This window comes from Flavobacterium sp. U410 (genome assembly GCF_053570605.1).
In genome coordinates this window covers 1-18419 of sequence record NZ_JBSEFI010000003.1, presented here as the reverse complement: position 1 = coordinate 18419, position 18419 = coordinate 1, and the positions used below count along the sequence as shown (strand labels likewise).

18 protein-coding genes are annotated in these 18419 nt (G+C 33.8%); 11 read left to right on the top strand and 7 right to left on the bottom strand.

The features are described from left to right. Window positions 1-5: 5 nt before the first annotated feature. The 5 genes from ACUSJC_RS02945 to ACUSJC_RS02925 all read right to left on the bottom strand — a co-directional run bounded on the left by ACUSJC_RS02945 (window position 6) and on the right by ACUSJC_RS02925 (window position 4330). Window positions 6-758 (bottom strand): rhomboid family intramembrane serine protease, encoded by a 753-nt coding sequence (locus ACUSJC_RS02945; RefSeq protein ID WP_449268059.1) that lies wholly within the window; start codon window positions 756-758, stop codon window positions 6-8. Further along, window positions 755-2635, bottom strand: a complete 1881-nt coding sequence (mutL, locus tag ACUSJC_RS02940) for a DNA mismatch repair endonuclease MutL (RefSeq protein ID WP_449268058.1) — start codon at window positions 2633-2635, stop codon at window positions 755-757. Before mutL ends, ACUSJC_RS02945 begins: the two co-directional genes overlap by 4 nt. A gap of 3 nt (window positions 2636-2638) precedes the next feature. Then, the gene (locus tag ACUSJC_RS02935; RefSeq protein WP_449268057.1) at window positions 2639-2935 is read right to left on the bottom strand and encodes a hypothetical protein; all 297 of its coding nucleotides are present in this window, start codon (window positions 2933-2935) and stop codon (window positions 2639-2641) included. Between the two features lie 114 nt (window positions 2936-3049). Then, window positions 3050-3538, bottom strand: coding sequence for a 6,7-dimethyl-8-ribityllumazine synthase (gene ribH / locus ACUSJC_RS02930; protein ID WP_449268056.1), 489 nt, complete (start codon window positions 3536-3538; stop codon window positions 3050-3052). 6 nt (window positions 3539-3544) lie between these two features. Then, on the bottom strand, window positions 3545-4330 hold the full coding sequence (locus ACUSJC_RS02925) for a tetratricopeptide repeat protein (protein WP_449268055.1): 786 nt from the start codon (window positions 4328-4330) through the stop codon (window positions 3545-3547). 180 nt (window positions 4331-4510) lie between these two features. Here ACUSJC_RS02925 and recF point away from each other — a divergent pair, with 180 nt between their 5' ends. The 9 genes from recF (at window position 4511) to ACUSJC_RS02880 (ending at window position 13561) form a co-directional block, all read left to right on the top strand. Beyond that, entirely contained in the window at window positions 4511-5590 is a 1080-nt protein-coding gene (gene recF, locus ACUSJC_RS02920) for a DNA replication/repair protein RecF (protein ID WP_449268054.1), read from the top strand. A gap of 48 nt (window positions 5591-5638) precedes the next feature. Further along, a complete protein-coding gene (gene murB / locus ACUSJC_RS02915; protein WP_449268053.1) occupies window positions 5639-6646 on the top strand; it encodes a UDP-N-acetylmuramate dehydrogenase in 1008 nt (335 codons plus the stop codon). Between the two features lie 120 nt (window positions 6647-6766). Next, entirely contained in the window at window positions 6767-6973 is a 207-nt protein-coding gene (locus ACUSJC_RS02910; RefSeq protein ID WP_449268052.1) for a membrane or secreted protein, read from the top strand. Window positions 6974-6988: 15 nt separating this feature from the next. Further along, on the top strand, window positions 6989-8104 hold the full coding sequence (locus tag ACUSJC_RS02905) for a glycosyltransferase (protein WP_449268051.1): 1116 nt from the start codon (window positions 6989-6991) through the stop codon (window positions 8102-8104). Then, a complete protein-coding gene (locus tag ACUSJC_RS02900) occupies window positions 8095-8667 on the top strand; it encodes an RNA polymerase sigma factor (RefSeq protein WP_449268050.1) in 573 nt (190 codons plus the stop codon). The genes ACUSJC_RS02905 and ACUSJC_RS02900 overlap by 10 nt, the downstream gene beginning before the upstream one ends. A 62-nt stretch (window positions 8668-8729) precedes the next feature. After that, window positions 8730-9605, top strand: coding sequence for a lipoyl synthase (lipA, locus tag ACUSJC_RS02895; RefSeq protein ID WP_449268049.1), 876 nt, complete (start codon window positions 8730-8732; stop codon window positions 9603-9605). A gap of 12 nt (window positions 9606-9617) precedes the next feature. Further along, entirely contained in the window at window positions 9618-10271 is a 654-nt protein-coding gene (locus ACUSJC_RS02890; RefSeq protein ID WP_449268048.1) for a DNA alkylation repair protein, read from the top strand. Between the two features lie 4 nt (window positions 10272-10275). Next, window positions 10276-11280, top strand: coding sequence for a type I glyceraldehyde-3-phosphate dehydrogenase (gap, locus tag ACUSJC_RS02885; protein WP_449268047.1), 1005 nt, complete (start codon window positions 10276-10278; stop codon window positions 11278-11280). Between the two features lie 73 nt (window positions 11281-11353). Next, a complete protein-coding gene (locus tag ACUSJC_RS02880) occupies window positions 11354-13561 on the top strand; it encodes an ATP-binding protein (protein ID WP_449268046.1) in 2208 nt (735 codons plus the stop codon). On the opposite strand, the gene ACUSJC_RS02875 is transcribed toward ACUSJC_RS02880, so the two are convergent. Together ACUSJC_RS02875 and lpxK are read right to left on the bottom strand one after the other, a co-directional pair. Next, window positions 13545-14360, bottom strand: a complete 816-nt coding sequence (locus ACUSJC_RS02875) for a purine-nucleoside phosphorylase (RefSeq protein ID WP_449268045.1) — start codon at window positions 14358-14360, stop codon at window positions 13545-13547. The two genes, ACUSJC_RS02880 and ACUSJC_RS02875, sit on opposite strands and share 17 nt — an antisense overlap. Continuing rightward, on the bottom strand, window positions 14350-15342 hold the full coding sequence (gene lpxK / locus ACUSJC_RS02870) for a tetraacyldisaccharide 4'-kinase (RefSeq protein ID WP_449268044.1): 993 nt from the start codon (window positions 15340-15342) through the stop codon (window positions 14350-14352). The genes ACUSJC_RS02875 and lpxK overlap by 11 nt, the downstream gene beginning before the upstream one ends. Window positions 15343-15472: 130 nt before the next feature. Here lpxK and ACUSJC_RS02865 point away from each other — a divergent pair, with 130 nt between their 5' ends. After that, window positions 15473-17086, top strand: a complete 1614-nt coding sequence (locus tag ACUSJC_RS02865) for a helix-turn-helix domain-containing protein (protein WP_449268043.1) — start codon at window positions 15473-15475, stop codon at window positions 17084-17086. A gap of 134 nt (window positions 17087-17220) precedes the next feature. Then, window positions 17221-18419: Ig-like domain-containing protein (locus ACUSJC_RS02860; RefSeq protein WP_449268042.1), on the top strand; the 1199-nt coding region annotated here is incomplete at its 3' end.

Below are 18419 nucleotides of genomic sequence, written 5' to 3'. Positions count from 1 at the left end.
TGAAATTATCTATCCCAACGGTTGTTATTGAATTGGTTTTTCTTCCAATACCACATCATTAAAAAGCCGACAACAGCTCCGCCAACGTGTGCAAAATGAGCTACTCCACTTCCACTTCCACCAAAAAGTGAACTTCCTTGTAAGCCCATATATAAATCAATAGCGACAATTACAGGAACAAAATATTTTGCTTTGATTGGCACAGGAATAAACATCATCATCAACTCAGCATTAGGAAACATAAATGCAAATGCAACTAACAGTCCATAAATAGCTCCTGATGCACCAAGAGCAACTCCTAAATACGTTTGCATCATTCCGTTGAATTGAGAATTGGTTAAAATTTCTTGCCAACGCGTATCGTACTTTTCTTCCGAAAGTATATTCATAATTTCCTGTTTATTGAAACTATTGGCTTCCAAAACATGAACTATTTCATTAAAAGAATAATAGTTTACGGCAGTATGTAATAACATAGCTCCTAAACCACAGGAAATATAAAAAAACAGAAATTTTTTACTTCCCCAAAGCTGTTCTAAAGCGCTACCAAAAGTAACCAAGGCGAACATATTAAAGAAAATATGCATGATATTAGCATGCATAAACATGTGGGTTAAAATTTGCCAAAAGCGAAATTTGTCACTTTCAACATAATGCAATGCCAGTAAATCTTCGGCTTGTGGTACAAAATAAGTTCCTACAAAAAATATAATATTAATGATAAGCAGATGCTTAACCATGTCGGTCATTCTCATCATAACGTAAATCTTTTATCAATATCTTCCACACTTAACGTAATGAAAGTTGGTTTATTAAACGGTGATACATTAGGCTCTTTACAAGCAAATAATGCATTCACTAAATTTTCTTGTTCTTTTTCTGCCAAAGCCGTTCCGGTTTTAACCGCTAAACTTTTGGCCATCGACTTGGCAATACTATCACTCAAAGAAAAACTATTTTCAGGAATGTCGTTTTGCAAATTCGAAATTAATTCTTCCAAAACTATAGAAACTTCGCTTTCCTGAACCGTTACCGGAATTCCTGAAATTTGGACGCTTTCCTTTTCAATGGCATCAAACACAAAACCTGTATTTTCTAAAGAAGGTTTCAATTCTTTTAAAAAACCCATTTCTTCGAAAGAAAAATACAACTCTAACGGAAACAACAATTGCTGACTTGGCGCAGTTTTAATGGTAATATTCGCCAAATATTGTTCGTACAAAACTCGTTGGTGTGCTTTATTTTGATCTACCACCAGCATTCCCGATTTAATGGAGCTGATAATGTATTTTTTATGAAACTGATAGGTTTTAGAAGCGACTTCTTCTGCTTTTTGTTCGTGTTGAAATAAATTTCCGGTCACTTCTTCACTTTCAAACGAAATCGATGCAATTTCTTCCGTATCTGATTTTAAATCGACATATAAACTTTCCCAAGAGGCATTTTCCTTTTTAGGAAAAGAAGGCGATGAAAACGAATAACTTCCGCCACCACTATTCTTTTTAGTAGTAACCGAATGAGATTCTGACGCAAACGGATTAAAATTGGAATCCACTTGAATCAACGGCATTTCACTTTCCTTCTCGCGATAGCCGTAAGGTGTGTCCAAATTAGGATCGCGATCAAAATCCAGTACCGGAGCCACATTGAACTGCCCTAAACTATGTTTTACCGCTGAACGCAAAATAGCGTACAATGATTGTTCATCGTCAAACTTAATTTCTGTTTTAGTCGGATGAATATTGATATCAATAGTATGAGGCGGTACTTGTAAATATAAAAAATAACTCGGCTGATTACTTTCCTTGAGCAAACCTTCGTAAGCACTCATAATAGCGTGATGCAAATATGCACTTTTAATAAAACGATCGTTTACAAAGAAGAATTGTTCGTTTCTATTCTTTTTGGCAAATTCGGGTTTCCCGATAAAACCACTAATTTTTACGATTTCGGTATCTTCAGTTACGGGAACCAATTTTTCATTGGTTTTACCACCTAAAAGATTTACGATTCGTTGACGATAATTAGAAGAAGGTAAATTAAACATTTCACTTCCATTGTGAATCAACGTAAAATAAATAGAAGGATGTGCCAAAGCCACACGCTGAAATTCATCAATAACATGACGCATTTCTACAGTATCGGACTTCAAGAAATTGCGTCGCGCCGGAATGTTATAAAACAAATTTTTGACCAAAAAAGAAGTCCCTTTAGGCAAAACTGCGGCTTCCTGTGATACAAATTTACTTCCTTCAATAACGATATGCGTTCCTAATTCTTCTTGATCTTGTTTGGTTTTCAACTCCACATGTGCAATCGCCGCAATAGACGCTAAGGCTTCTCCACGAAATCCTTTGGTATGCAAATCAAATAAATCTTCCGCATGACGAATTTTAGACGTTGCATGACGTTCAAAACACAAGCGGGCATCGGTAACTGTCATACCCATGCCATTGTCGATTACTTGAATTAATGTTTTTCCGGCATCTTTCACGACCAATTTAATATCAGTTGCTTTGGCATCAATTGCGTTTTCTAACAATTCTTTGACAACAGAAGCAGGGCGTTGCACCACTTCTCCTGCCGCAATCTGATTGGCTACATGATCCGGTAAGAGTTGAATTATACTAGACATCTATTATTTTTTGAAGATCGATAAATCGAAATCAATAATATACATAAAAATTAAAAGTAAAATGAGAACGATTATCATAATTCTCATATTGAAATTACGGTTACCTCTGTGACGACTATTTACTCGAGCTTCACTCCAATGCGCACGCATATCATTATAACTTATAGCATCACGATCTTTACGAATTACGGAATCAAAATCATAAAGATTATCCATTTTCTTTCCTTCGTAATGACGTGGTGTATAGTTAAACTTTTTGTTTTTAGGCAATTTAAACGATCCTCTTCCAAATTTAAGCATAAACCGGTAATTTTTTCAAATTTAGGGATTTTTGACTGTTTTTCTCTCAATTTTTTGTTAACAAAAAATCCCGAACGAATCGGGATTATGTTCTATTGCTATTTTAGACAAAAACTATGCCTTTTTGTTTAGGTCTACCATTTTGATAGCCGCAATAGCCGCTTCGGTTCCTTTGTTTCCATGTTTACCGCCACTTCTGTCTAAAGATTGTTGCATGTTGTTATCAGTCAAAACACAAAAAACTGTCGGAACATCATACTTAATATTCAAATCTTTAATGCCTTGAGTTACGCCTTCACATACAAATTCGAAGTGCATGGTTTCCCCTTTAATCACACTCCCAATTACGATAACGCAATCTACATTTTGAGTTTCTATCATTCGTTTTGCTCCAAAAGTTAATTCAAAACTTCCCGGAACGTTCCAACGAACGATATTTTCTTCTTGTGTTCCACAATCTAACAAAGCTGCTTTTGCTCCGTTAAAAAGTCCTTCTGTAATGGTTTCATTCCATTCAGAAACAACAATCCCAAACCGAAAATCTTTCGCATTTGGGATTGTGTTTTTATCGTATTGTGATAAATTTTTATTTTCTGTAGCCATACAATCTTATTCAGTCATTGCAATGTACATATCGATATTCATTGCTTCACGAGAATTCTCGTAGTTTTCTTTAATTTTCACAAATAAACCGTGGGCTTCTTCTTTTTTATTATTCAACAACGCTAATTGAGCCGCTTTATTTAAGAATCTTGGCGTTGTATAATCATTTTCGTTAGCTTCAGCTGCTTTTTTGTAATATGAAATAGCATCTTCTACTTTATTCAATTCTGAATATGCATCACCTAAAGCTCCGTAAGCAGCTGCTTGTAAAAACATATCATCTGACTTAAATTTCAATAAAGACGTTTCTGCTTTTTGGAAATCTTTCAAATGTAAATATGACATACCTGCATAATAGTTTGCTAAGTTTCCTGTTTTTGTTCCTGAATATTCTTCAGCAACACCTACAAAACCTAACTTACCTTCCGCTCCGTTTAATGCTAATGTAAATAAAGAATCGGCAGCTTGTGTATTATTTAACGCATCATTAAAATATGATTGTGCTAAATAAATATCATTTAATGCTTTCTCTTCTTTTGGCTCAACCATAAACTTGTTATAGAAGAAATACCCTAAAGTTACCACAGCAATAGCTCCAACAACACCTAAAATAACTTTTTGATTTTTAGCTACCCAATCCTCTGCTTTATTAGCAGTTTCATCAAGGGTATTAAAAACCTCAGCCGTTGTACTGTCACCAGTTTCTACAACTTCTTCAAATTCATTTTCAACGTTCTCTTCTACTTCTTTAGGTTTAGGTGCTTTATAACCTCTTTTGTTATATGTTGCCATTTATTTTTAATTTATTGGGTGCAAAAATATAATTTTTATTGAAACCGCCATAAAAATAAATCAATTTTCATTCATTTACTACAAAAGCTTTTACTTTTTAAATAAAACTATTTTTACTTTTACCATTCTGTTTATATCTATTACTTTTGTATCCGTAACTTTTCAACTGAACGATTTCGCGTGTTTTTAAAGCAACTGACCCTTTTAAATTATAAGAACATAGACCAGCAAAATTTTGATTTTGACACTAAAATCAACTGTTTTGTAGGACGAAATGGCGTTGGCAAAACCAATATTTTAGACGCTATTTATCATTTAGCTTACGGAAAAAGCTATTTCAATCCTTTGGCGGTTCAAAATATTAAGCACGACGAAGAGTTCTTTCTTTTAGATGCGGTTTTCTTTAAAAATGACAAAGAAGAAAAAGTGTCGTGCAGTTTAAAACGCGGACAAAAGAAAATCATCAAACGCAACAATAAGGCTTACGAAAAACTATCGGAACACATCGGATTGATTCCACTAGTTATTATTTCGCCAGCTGACAATGATTTGATTGCGGAAGGAAGTGAAGTGAGACGAAAATTCATCGACGGTGTTATTTCTGTTTTAGACCAATCGTACCTCAATCAATTGTTGCAATACCAGAAATTAATTGCACAACGCAATGCTTTGCTTAAATATTTTGCATTGAACCAAACGTTTGACCAAGACACTTTAGCGATTTACAACGAACAATTGGCTCCGCTAGGCAATACTATTTTTGAAAAACGCCAACAGTTTTTAGACAATTTTATCGTGATCTTCAAGAAATATTACGATTTGATTTCCGATCAAGCGGAGACTGTGAATTTGGTTTATCAATCGCAATTGAGCGAAGATTCGTTAGAAAATTTATTGCAAAATGGCATAGCCAAAGATAGAGCCGCTCAATACACAAACTTCGGTATTCATAAAGACGATTTAAGTTTTGAAATTAGCGGTTATCCCATTAAAAAATTTGGTTCGCAAGGCCAACAAAAATCTTTTTTAATCGCACTAAAGTTGGCCCAATTTGAATTCATTAAAGAAAAAAGCGGCGAATTACCGTTGCTTCTGTTTGATGATATTTTCGACAAACTAGATGAATTCCGCGTAGCAAAGATTATAAACATGGTCAACAACGATACTTTCGGACAAATTTTTATTTCGGACACGCATAGCGATAGAACGGAAAAAATTGTGCAACAAACACACCAATCGTATAAAATTTTCAATTTGTAAATAAGGTTCAATTCTTATTTTTACCTTTGATTTTTCAATTGCATCAACATGAATATCCAAAATCACTTTTCGTTAAAAAACTACAATACTTTTGGCATTGAGGCTTTTGCTCAAGCTTTTACCGCTGTAACTTCCGTAAACGAACTCAAAGAAGTTCTTGAAAACCAAAAAGATATTTTTGTTTTGGGTGGTGGCAGCAACATGCTTTTAACGCAAGACATTCATAAATTAGTGGTTCACGTAGCACTAAAAGGAATTGAGATTGTAGACGAAAACGAAGATTTTGTTTGGGTTAAAGCCAATGCAGGCGAAAATTGGCACGAATTTGTTTTGTGGTGCATCAAACACAACTTTGGCGGATTAGAAAACCTTTCGCTTATTCCCGGCAATGTGGGCACAACACCTATTCAAAATATTGGTGCTTATGGCAAAGAAATCAAAGATTCGCTTTTTACTTGCGAAGCCATTGCTATTGAAACTTTAGAAAACAGCACTTTTACCAACGAAGAATGTCGCTTTGGTTATCGCGAAAGTATTTTCAAAAACGAATTGAAAGACCAATTCATCATTACTGCCGTGACTTTCAAACTAACGAAAAACAATCACGTTTTAAATACATCTTACGGAGCAATTGACGCAGAATTGGAAAAAATGAACATTACCAATCCTACTATCAAAGATATTAGTGATGCTGTTATTGCAATTAGAAGCAGTAAATTACCGAACCCAAAAGAATTAGGAAACAGTGGAAGCTTTTTCAAAAATCCGATAATTACTAAAGAACAATACGAAAAAACAGCCACTCAATTTCCGGATATGCCACATTATAAAGTCTCGGAAACCGAAGTTAAAGTTCCTGCCGGATGGTTGATTGAGCAAGCCGGTTTTAAAGGAAAACGCTTTGGCGATGCCGGAATTCATAAAAATCAAGCCTTAGTTTTAGTTAATTATGGCAATGCAACCGGACAAGAGATTTTGGAGGTTTCGAAAAACATTCAACAAACGATTTTTGAACAATTCGGAATTGCTATTGAAGCTGAAGTTAACATCATCTAAAGAAAAAAGACGATAGAAAAAAGAGAATAGATCCTTAAAAATATTGATAGTATTTTAAATCAAAAATCTCTATTCATAAATCATTTTTCTTTTGTAAATTTGCATTCAAATAGAATTATCATGAAACTAGCATTACTTACCATAGGATTATTATTATTAGCAGTTGCCGGAATTGCCATTAAAATTTGGGGTAAAAAAGACGGGAAATTTGCCGGAACTTGCGCTAGTCAAAGTCCGTTTTTAAATCAAGAAGGAGAATCTTGCAGTTTTTGCGGAAGAACTCCGGACCAATACAAAGATTGCAACGAAACTAGTCATTCAGCCTAATTTCTCTTCACTTTTATGCTTATTCTACTCAACACCTTGCTTATTGGATTTGGTGCTATCGCTTTTATTCAATTAGTTTACTACGTATTTATTTTTGGGAAATTTTCATTTACCAAATCACAAACAGCGACCCCTAAAAATGTACCGGTTTCTGTAATTGTTTGTGCCAAAAACGAAGCCGAAAACATTCAAAAATACATCCCGTTATTGTTATCGCAAAACTATCCGGCTTACGAATTGGTTTTAATTGACGATGCTTCCAGCGACGAAACTCGCGATTTGTTTGAAGCCATTGAAAAGCAACACAATTTCGTTAAATTGGTCAAAGTAGATAACAACGAGGCTTTTTGGGGCAACAAAAAATACGCTTTGACTTTAGGTATTAAGGCTGCTAAAAACGAATACTTATTATTCACTGATGCTGATTGTTATCCGCAATCGCAAAACTGGATTGCCGAAATGACGGCTCATTTTACCTCAACCAAAACCATTGTTTTAGGTTATGGCGCTTACGAAAAAGTTAAAAATTCGTTTTTAAATAAAATCATCCGCTTTGAAACGCTTTTAACAGCAACTCAATATTTTGCCTGGGCAAAACTAGGAAAACCTTACATGGGAGTAGGTCGAAATTTAGCCTATAAAAAAGACGAATTCTTTAGAGTTCGCGGTTTTATGGACCACATGCAAGTTCGTTCCGGTGATGACGATTTATTCATCAATCAGGTGGCAAGCGGAAGCAATACGGACATTTGTTTTTCAGAAGCAAGCTTTACCTATTCTATGCCAAAAACCAAATTCAAAGATTGGTTCAACCAAAAAAGAAGACATGTTTCTACTGCCAAATTATACAAATCATTCGATAAATTTCAATTGGGATTATTCTTTGTCTCTCAATTTTTATTCTTCGTTTTAGCGGTATTACTTTTAGCATTGCAATTCCAGTGGATGATTGTGGTTGGAATTATAGTTTTTCGCTATATTTTCGCTTGGATTTCATTAGGCTTTGCCGCAGGAAAATTAAAAGAGAAAGATGTCATGTATTGGTTTCCATTCATTGAAATTTTCCTTATCTTCACTCAATTAAACGTTTTTATCACTAATCTTTTTTCAAAACCGGTTCATTGGAAGTAAATTCGGAAATCATACAGCGTAATATTGAAAAGGCCAAAGAAGGCGACCAAGTGGCTTTCACTTTTCTTTTGGATTTCTACTGGAATGAAGTCTATGGTTTTATGCTGAAACGCACCGAAAACGAACATGATGCAGAAGATATTGTGATTGAAACTTTCGCTAAAGCTTTTGATAAAATTTCGAATTACAATCCGGAATATGGTTTTAATACGTGGCTAATTGCGATTGCAAAAAATGTTCATATCGACATGTTGCGCAAAAAAAAATCTTCTTTATTTGTTGACATGAACGATGACGAAAACAACAATAGTTTTAATGTTGCCGATGACACACCCAGTGCTGAAGACGATTTAATCACAGAACAAAATCTTTCGCAACTACTCAATCACATCAAAACCTTAAAACCTGCTTATCAAGAAGTTATTCAATTGCGCTATTTTCAAGAAATGAGCTATCAGGAAATGGCTGATATCTTGGATGAACCTTTGAATAATATCAAAATTAAACTTTTGCGTGCCAAAAAACTTTTGGCAGAAACCATCACCAAAAAGAAAAAAGCTTAAACACAATCTTAACTATTGTTTCTTGAATTCTTCTTATCTTTGCCTTTCAAACACATTTGAGTATGAATACAGAAACAGAAAGTGTTTTTCCTCCAAGAGAAGCTAAACCGAAATGGTTACGCGTAAAGCTGCCAACCGGTAAAAAATATACCGAATTAAGAGGTCTTGTTGACAAATACAAACTAAATACGATTTGTACATCAGGTAGTTGTCCTAATATGGGCGAATGCTGGGGTGAAGGTACGGCAACATTCATGATTTTAGGAAATATTTGTACGCGTTCTTGCGGATTTTGTGGTGTTAAAACCGGAAGACCTGAAGATGTGGATTGGGAAGAACCGGAAAAAGTAGCGCGTTCAATTAAATTAATGAATATCAAACACGCTGTAATCACTAGTGTGGATCGCGATGATATCAAAGATATGGGTTCTATCATTTGGGCAGAAACGGTAAAGGCTATCCGAAGAATGAATCCGACAACTACTTTAGAAACATTGATCCCTGATTTTCAAGGGGTAGAAAAAAATATTGACCGAATTATTGCCGTTGCTCCGGAAGTAGTTTCGCACAATATGGAAACCGTTCGTCGATTAACGCGTGAAGTCCGTATCCAAGCAAAATACGACAGAAGTTTAGAAGTATTGCGTTATTTAAAAGAACAAGGTATCAACAGAACGAAATCGGGAATCATGCTTGGTTTAGGAGAAACAGAAGAAGAAGTGATTCAAACCTTACACGATTTAAAAGACGCTAAAGTAGATATTGTTACTATTGGTCAATACTTGCAACCGAGTAAAAAACACTTACCTGTAAAAGAGTTTATCACTCCGGAGCAATTTGAAAAATACGAAAAAATAGGAAAAGAATTAGGTTTCAGACATGTGGAGAGCGGTGCTTTAGTGCGTTCTTCTTATCATGCTGAAAAACATATTCATTAAGCGATTTCTATTGTGAATATAGAACAACTGACAGCTAGTTTTCATGCTCACAGAAATCCTGAAAAGAGCTTGCAAATGGAAAATTATATGAAAAATAATTTTCCATTTTTAGGTATTCAAACACCTATACGTAACACACTTCAAAAACCTTTTCTACAAAATCTTAAGAGCGAAAAGGAAATTGATTGGGATTTAGTTCACGGACTTTGGAACGAAAAAGAACGTGAATTTCAATATGTTGTGATTGATTATTTAATTGCTAAAAAAAAACAACTCACACCAACTGATCTCAACCTTATCAAGCAATTAATCAGCACTAAATTCTGGTGGGATAGTGTCGACTTGTTAGCGAGTCATCTTGTGGGTTTTATATTCCAACATTTTCCGGAAGCACAAGAAGAAATTTTGCAATGGGCTACTTCAGAGAATTTGTGGTTGAGAAGAACCAGTATCATTTGTCAATTAAAATCGAAATCAAATACGAATACCGCTTTTCTAACTCAAACTATCACTTCTAATTTAAATAGTAACGAATTTTTTATCAATAAAGCTATTGGCTGGGCATTAAGGGAATATTCAAAATCAGATCCTAAATGGGTTTCTGAATTCATTGAAAAACATTCTTTGCATTCTCTCAGTAAAAAAGAAGCCAGTAAACATCTATAATATTATGTCACAAAAAATAAAAATAGCTATAAACGGTTTTGGTCGTATTGGCCGAAATCTCTTCCGATTACTCATCAATCATCCTTCTATAGAAGTGGTTGCTATCAATGATATTGCCGACAATAAAACCATGAGTCATTTGTTGAAGTATGACAGCATTCACGGTATTTTATCCAACGATATTCAATACAACGACGACGGAATTTTGATCGACGGGAAATTGGTTTACTTCTTCCATGAAAAAGAAATTAAAAAGTTAAATTGGAAAGATTTAGCCATTGATTTTGTGGTAGAATCGACTGGGAAATTTAAAACCCAAGAATTAGCTTTACAACATATTGATGCGGGTGCCAAAAAAGTTATTTTATCGGCTCCACCGGAAGACGAAAAAATTAAAACCATTGTGTTAGGCGTGAACGAACATTTGGTTGACGGAACAGAATTAGTCATTTCTAACGCCAGCTGTACCACAAACAATGCTGCACCCATGATTAAGGTCATCAAAGAATTATGCGATATTGAACAAGCCTATATCACTACGGTTCACTCCTACACTACCGACCAAAGCTTACACGATCAGCCTCATAAAGATTTGAGAAGAGCTCGCGGAGCAGCACAATCTATTGTTCCTACAACAACAGGAGCTGCCAAAGCATTGACTAAAATTTTCCCGGAATTGAACGAAAAAATGGGCGGATGTGGTATTCGTGTTCCTGTTCCCGATGGTTCGTTAACCGATATTACGTTTAATGTACAACGCGAAGTGAGCATTGATGAAATTAATCAGGCTTTTAAAAAAGCTTCGGAAACCAATTTGAAAGGCATTTTAGCCTATACGGAAGACCCAATTGTTTCGGTAGATGTTATTGGAAATACTAATTCTTGTTTATTTGATGCTCAATTAACGTCTGTGATTGATAAAATGGTAAAAGTGGTAGGTTGGTATGATAATGAGATCGGATATTCTTCCCGATTGATCAATTTGATTAATTTTATAGCTACCAAATAATTTTTTCATATATTTATATTCCATTTTGCACAATCAAAATAAGAATCACTCTAATTCCTTAAAAATAAAGTATTTGAGAACAGTACTATTTTTGTTAGCTTGTCTTCTCTTTCCATTATTTGGAAAATCTCAGGCTTTATACAAAGAGGTCGCTCAAATTAATGATAGTGTTGATTATTACTTAGAAATAGCCATTTTTAATAAAGAAGACAAGAAGTCTTTCAATAAGGCTATTTTTTATACTGAAAAAGCTATTGACTTTGCAAAAAACAACAATCTTCAAAACAAAATGGGCGATTGTTATTTGGTTTTAGGCGGAATATATTTTGAAATTCAAAAAGTTGACGATGCTATAGATAATTACATCAGAAGTATTAATTCATACGGAAAAAATGTTCCGAAATCTAATTTAGCTTTGGCTTACTATAACTTAGGAAAATGCTATATTGCTAAAAACAAACCGGAACTTTCCGATATTTATTTCAAAAAGGCTTCGCTTATTTTCCAAGAACTCAATTTTACTGATGCCATCGAATTGATTAATCTTCAAAAAGGAATTCTGTTCGCCGAAAAAGGAAAAACAAAAGAAGCAACCGGTATTTTCAAAAAAATCATCCATAATTCAAGTGAGAACGACGCACTATTGGAAACCCGAATTGAAGCTTATTACCAATTAGCGCTGCTAGAGTTTAAGTCTGAAAATTACAAAGAAAGTATTTCTCTACTGGACAAAGCACTTAAATTAAATACCGAGGGTGTCAACAATTTAAGCTTACAAAAAAAGATTTTAAAGCAAATCAGCGATACTTATAAAGCTAATGCTAATTATGAAAAATCGTATGATTATTTAACAAAATACGTCACCATTACAGATTCTCTAGGCAATTTTTACAGCAACTATGTCAATGAAAATGCTTATGATAGAATTCAGTTTGAAAAACAACTTAAAACCATTGAGCTTCTTGACAAAGAGAAAAAAAGCCAGCAAAAGACTCTTCGTTTTTCTAAACTCATCAGTATTTTAAGTATTGCTTTAATCTCTATTCTTTCACTTTTAAGTTTGTCACTTTACAAGAACAACAAGATAAGAATTAGTACTAATAAGTTACTGCAGGACAAAAATGAAGAGCTTATTGAAGAAAAAGAAAAAGTAGAAAAAGCATCAAAGGCTCGTGCCGAATTTATGGCGACAGTCAGTCACGAATTACGTACACCTTTAAATGCAATTAACGGGATTACCTATTTACTGCTTCAGGAAAAGCCAAGAGCAAATCAATTGAATTATTTGAAATCGTTAGAATTTTCGGGAAACTATCTTTTAAATTTTATCAACGATATTCTTGAGATCAACCGTTTAGAATCTGATAAGGCTAGGGTTGAAAAAATCAGTTTCAACATTCATGAATTAACGACAAATATTCGCAATTCTTTTAACGAATTCATTCTGGAAAATAAAGTAGACTGCCGCCAAGACATTGATAAATCTATAGAGCATTATCTCATAGGTGATCCTACAAAACTTTCGCAGGTCATTATCAATTTGATGAATAATGCTATTAAGTTTACTAAAAATGGTGATGTTTGGTTTACAGTTAAAAAACTGAGTGAAGATTTTCAGACCATAAAACTATATTTCGAAATAAAAGATAACGGAATTGGAATTCCAAAGGACAAACAAGAATCTATTTTTGAGAGCTTCAGTCAGGGTTCCGTAGAAATTAATAGAACTTATGGAGGAACGGGATTAGGACTTTCTATTGTTAAGAAAATTTTAGAGCTATTAGGCACTGAAATTCACTTAGAAAGTGATACTAAAAAAGGAACTTCTTTTAGTTTTGAATTAAAGTTTGAAAAGGGAGATGTTCTTTCTAATGAAGAAATTTACGATTTGTATCTGGACGAGCAATGCTTTAAAGAAAAAAATATTTTATTGGTTGAAGACAATAAAATCAATCAGATGATAACCATCAAAATGTTAGAGAAAAAAGGAGTTCATTGTACGGTAATTGACAACGGAGAAGAAGCTATAGAAATGCTAAAAACCAGTACATTTGATTTAGTTTTGATGGATGTTCATTTACCGGGAATCAACGGAACTGAAGCTACGGCGGAAATTCGAAAATTCAACAGCACTACTCCGATTATTGCTTTAACAGCTATTTCTTTAAATGAAAACAGAGAAATGTTATTATCTTTCGGAATGAATGATGTGATTACCAAACCATTCATTCCTGATAATTTTTATGCTGTTATCTCAGAATATTTTAATACTCCAAAATAAGTTTTTGAATCAAGTTTCTCACATGAGGTTCTGCTTTTTTAGCAGCTTCCAAAACTTCCTCATGATTTACTTCGGTTATATTTTCTTCGTCTCCCATATCGGTAATTACAGAAACACCAAAGCATTCCATATTCATGTGACGAGCTACAATTACTTCCGGAACCGTTGACATTCCAACGCAATCAGCCCCCAATACTTTCACCATTTTATATTCTGCTAGCGTTTCAAAAGTTGGCCCTTGTAAAGCTAAATAAACACCTTCTTTTAAATCAATCTGTAAAGACTCAGCAATTGCTTTTGCTTTTCCCATCATCTTTTTAGAATAAGGTTCGCTCATATTTAAAAATCGCGGTCCGAAACGTTCATCATTTTTTCCTCTTAATGGATGTCCCGGCATCATATTAATATGATCTTTAATCATCATCACGTCGCCTACTTTAAAAGTTGGATTTACTCCACCTGAAGCATTGGAAACAATCAGTTTTTCAATTCCTAAATATTTCATTACTCTAACCGGAAACGTTACTTCGTGCATTTCATAGCCCTCATAATAATGAAAACGACCTTGCATAGCCAAAACTTTTTTATTACCAATCGTTCCAAACAGTAATGCTCCTTTGTGACCTTCTACTGTTGAAACCGGAAAATGCGGTATTTCTTTGTATGAAATTGTATATTCTACAGCTATATCATCAGCAAAACCTCCCAATCCAGAGCCTAAAATAATTCCGTATTCCGGTTGAAATTGATTCGTTTTATCTTTTAAAAAAGCAACGGTTTCTTGAACTTTATCCCACATAATCATGTATTAATTTATCGAATTGATCTTGATTTTCTATAATTTCAATAGTAATAGGCAAATACCATAATTGATTGGCTCCTATTTTATCCTGCAAACGCATATAATCTTTTTCCGTTGTTACAATTTTTCGTCCTTTGGCTGTTGCTAAAATAGTTTCGATATCTTTTTCAGAGAACGAATGATGATCCGGAAACAACAAAACGTCATCGGTATCTTTTTTCAGAAAATTGATAAAACTGGTTGGATTAGCAATTCCGGCAACAATCAACTTACTTTCCTGTACTTCTTCAATTTTAATTTTCTGATTGTTGTTCCATAAAAAGGTATCATACACAATTTTACTAAAGAAAACAGGAACATCTACATTTAATTCCTTGCGAATATTTTGCATCGCAATTTCAGAAATATCATCTGGACATTTAGTGACAATTATCACATTAGCACGTTTTTTTCCGAAAGAAGGTTCACGTAAATTCCCAAAAGGCAAAATATAATCTTGAGTAAACAAATGATTATAATCGGTTAACAAAATATAAAAACCTGCTTTTACTTTTCTATGTTGAAAAGCGTCGTCAAGTAAAATAATTTCAGGGTGAATCTTCTCTTGTAATTCTTCAATTCCGTGTCTTCGATCAGCATCAACCGCAACTGTAATATCTTTAAATTTTGAAAAAAACTGAAACGGTTCATCACCGATACTTAAAGCTGTTGCTTTTTCATCAGCAAGAATAAATCCTTTGGTCTTTCGTCCATAACCTCTACTTAAAGTGGCTACTTTTATATTTTCTAAGAGGCGAATCAAATATTCGATATGAGGCGTTTTTCCGGTTCCGCCTACGCTTAAATTCCCAACAGCAATGATTGGCAACGAAAAAGAATAGCTTTTAAACCAACCTTTGTCATAAAAAATATTGCGACAATAGGTTGTTAACCAATATATCAATCCTAAAGGGAAAAGAAATTTTCGTAATAAATTCATAAGTACGAAGGTAATTATTTAAAGGAAAAGACTTAAAGATTAATTTCTATTTCTTTAAATAAATCATATTTTTGTAAGCCCCAAAGACAGAATCAACCTCTTTTATTTTTTTCTGTAAAAAATAAAGACTATGAAATATCTTTTACTGCTTTTTTACCTTTTTAATTTTTGCATTTATTCCTTTGCTCAGGAAAAAGGAAATACAAAGTTTGATAGTATTTTTAATGCTACTGCTATTACTATTGCAGCTCATGATCCTGAAAAAGCTTTTTTGATTGCAGATTCTTTATATCAGAATTCTCCGGAACCGATACATAAGTTAAAAGCGTTGATGCTTACTTCTGATTTACATCAACAAACAGGAGACAATAAGTCTGCTATCCTTTATGCGTTGAAAGCAAAAGAAATTGCCGACCAAAATAAAATCTATGAATGGCAAGCCAGAATATATGGTTTTCTTTCTACTCAATACCGATTGATAGGGTTAACAAATGAAGGAAGAAAATTTCTTGAAAAAGGTTTGAACTCCAGTAAACTCATACCAAAAGAAAATACCAAAAATTTGTATTTGTCTATGGTTTATCAGGAAGAAACATATTATTCTATTCTGGACGAAAATTTCACACAAGCAGAAGAATATGCTACTAGAGCAGAAGAATATTTAACTAAACTTCCTGAAGGGAATACAAAAAAATACTTTTTTGCGACAAATAAATCATTACTTGGAAAAGTATATTTACATCTTAACAAATCTGATACTGCATTACAATCTTTTCAGGACGCACTATCAATGTTAAATGATATTCTTTCTGACGATTCTTCTTTAAAAGGAATGATATATTCGGGAATAGGACAGGCTTATTTTCAAAAGAATGAAACTGTTTTGGCTAAAGAATATTTAACTAAAGCAGAAAGTATCGCTGACTCTTCTGATTCTTCGAGTTTAAAACTAGAAGTATACAAAACTTTAGCCGAATATTATAAAGAGTCGTTAACCTATAATGCGGAAAAAAATTCATTTTATAATGACAAATATTTAAAGGTTTACGAAAAAAGTGAAGCCAACAAAAAAAAGGTAATGCTCGATCTTATCGATTCTCTTAAGACAACTCATAAAAAAGGAATTACCCAATACAAATACATTCTTCTAATATCGCTGAGCTTACTTTTAATAATTATCTTCATCTCCTTTTTTTGGTTCCAAAGAAAAAGAAAGAAAGATTTTTTACGATTTAAAAATGTTCTTAACAATCTACATGAAAGAGATAAAAAGCAGTTAGCTATTATACGTGATTTGAAAAACCAGCTAAATGAAAATAATCTGCAAGAAGATTTGGAAGATCCGAATAAAAAAGTTGTAAGGAAAAATCAGATGCCTGAAAAAACCAAACTCAAAATTCTTGAAGGCTTAAAACAATTTGAAGAAGGTGAAAATTATTTAAAGAATAATTTTTCCCTTCCTTCTTTAGCTAGTAAACTCAATACAAATACAAAATATTTATCCATCATTTTAAACGAGTATTACAATAAAGATTTTAATAATTATCTGAATGAATTACGGATTAATTACATCATCAGAAAACTTAAGAACAATGCGCAATACAGACAATATAAATTAAGTTATCTGGCTGAAAAAAGTGGCTTCTCTTCACATAGTAAATTTTCCGCTGTTTTCAAGTCAATAACAGGATTTCCTCCTTCCGATTTTATAAAATTCTTAGAATCAGAAGGCGAAACAATATAATTCAAAAGAATAGCTCTTTTTATACTATCCAAATTACGGAAAACGGACAGTAGAACTATAGGAATTTCGGGCAACATAGACATATTTTTGCAAGATTAATTGAAAATATATTAATTTGGTAATTCCTATAAATAATGAAAAAAATCTACTTTTTTTTAATTCTCTTTTTACTCAATTTTTTCACACTTCAATCCCAAACCGTAGACTATATTTACTCTAATTTTGGCGGATACTGGGAATCTGGTGTTGGAAATTTGAATCCAACAAATCCTAATAATCATCACGAATTATTAGCTTTTAGATTTTCATCTACTGTGTACTCAACAGGAGTTAACAACGCTCTTTTGGATGCTAATGGTGTGACTTATGCTAATACAACGTACAAGGCTTTACCAGTACAAGATGGTTCCTTTCCTACATCTCCTGGCAGTGGAGGTCCTTTATTATTTGCTATCGGTTCTATGTGGGACGGTAGCACAAGTATCGCTCAAGAGCCTGGTCCTTTCACAACTCCACCTCTATTTTCAGAAATGCTAAATAACGGAGCTAACGGACTTGACTTAGGAACAGCCATTACAAATATTCCTGGAAATGCAGCTCCCTTAGACTTTTTACTATCCTCAATTCCTGATTTGAGTATGATTGCCGATGGTATTCCTGATATTGTGGTAAGTCAATTGGCTCAACCCAGTTCTACATTAGACGCCATCTATTTTGAAGATGCTTCCGGTAACTTGGTGGGTAATGTCCTAACTATAGATTTTTCCAATGGTTCAAATACTCCGGATTTAGGAACTTGGGCTGCTGATTTTTACAACCCTAATACTGGTCTTTCTAATGGTCCTTCTTTTGTTAACTCAACAAGACCTATTAAGCTATGGGCGAGAGATGCTTCTGCTTTTGGAATTAACTCTTCCAACTACATGAACGTAGCACGCCTTCGTTATGATCTTGGTGGTACAAGTGACCCTGCTTTCATTGCTTACAATTCAGCATTCATTTCTGTTTTTGAAGTAGTAGATGATGAAGTTACTACAAGTTATAACACTCCGGTAGTTATTGATGTTTTAGGAAATGACACTGTAGCATTACCTGTTACTGTAACGATTTTCAGCACTCCTTCAAGTGGTACGGTAAGTGTTGATCCGGCTACTAACGAAATAACATATACTCCTGATCCTGGTTTTTCAGGAACAGTTACTTTCGAATACGAAGTTTGTCAAGGTGCTGCTTGTGACACGGCAACCGTTACCGTTACCGTGGAAAACAATGTCGAAGCCAATAACGATACTTTCACATTCGATGGAAACGATACAACTAGTGTTCTCAATAA

What these genes read in the sequence shown, in the direction of transcription:
- ACUSJC_RS02910 (WP_449268052.1), top strand. Translation starts at nt 6,767, where the DNA reads ATGAAACTAGCATTACTTACCATAGGATTATTATTATTAGCAGTTGCC.
- ACUSJC_RS02935 (WP_449268057.1), bottom strand. Translation starts at nt 2,935, where the DNA reads ATGCTTAAATTTGGAAGAGGATCGTTTAAATTGCCTAAAAACAAAAAG.
- gap (WP_449268047.1), top strand. Translation starts at nt 10,276, where the DNA reads ATGTCACAAAAAATAAAAATAGCTATAAACGGTTTTGGTCGTATTGGC.
- ACUSJC_RS02905 (WP_449268051.1), top strand. Translation starts at nt 6,989, where the DNA reads ATGCTTATTCTACTCAACACCTTGCTTATTGGATTTGGTGCTATCGCT.
- ribH (WP_449268056.1), bottom strand. Translation starts at nt 3,538, where the DNA reads ATGGCTACAGAAAATAAAAATTTATCACAATACGATAAAAACACAATC.
- ACUSJC_RS02875 (WP_449268045.1), bottom strand. Translation starts at nt 14,360, where the DNA reads ATGTGGGATAAAGTTCAAGAAACCGTTGCTTTTTTAAAAGATAAAACG.
- lpxK (WP_449268044.1), bottom strand. Translation starts at nt 15,342, where the DNA reads ATGAATTTATTACGAAAATTTCTTTTCCCTTTAGGATTGATATATTGG.
- ACUSJC_RS02945 (WP_449268059.1), bottom strand. Translation starts at nt 758, where the DNA reads ATGATGAGAATGACCGACATGGTTAAGCATCTGCTTATCATTAATATT.
- murB (WP_449268053.1), top strand. Translation starts at nt 5,639, where the DNA reads ATGAATATCCAAAATCACTTTTCGTTAAAAAACTACAATACTTTTGGC.
- ACUSJC_RS02925 (WP_449268055.1), bottom strand. Translation starts at nt 4,330, where the DNA reads ATGGCAACATATAACAAAAGAGGTTATAAAGCACCTAAACCTAAAGAA.
- lipA (WP_449268049.1), top strand. Translation starts at nt 8,730, where the DNA reads ATGAATACAGAAACAGAAAGTGTTTTTCCTCCAAGAGAAGCTAAACCG.
- ACUSJC_RS02865 (WP_449268043.1), top strand. Translation starts at nt 15,473, where the DNA reads ATGAAATATCTTTTACTGCTTTTTTACCTTTTTAATTTTTGCATTTAT.
- mutL (WP_449268058.1), bottom strand. Translation starts at nt 2,635, where the DNA reads ATGTCTAGTATAATTCAACTCTTACCGGATCATGTAGCCAATCAGATT.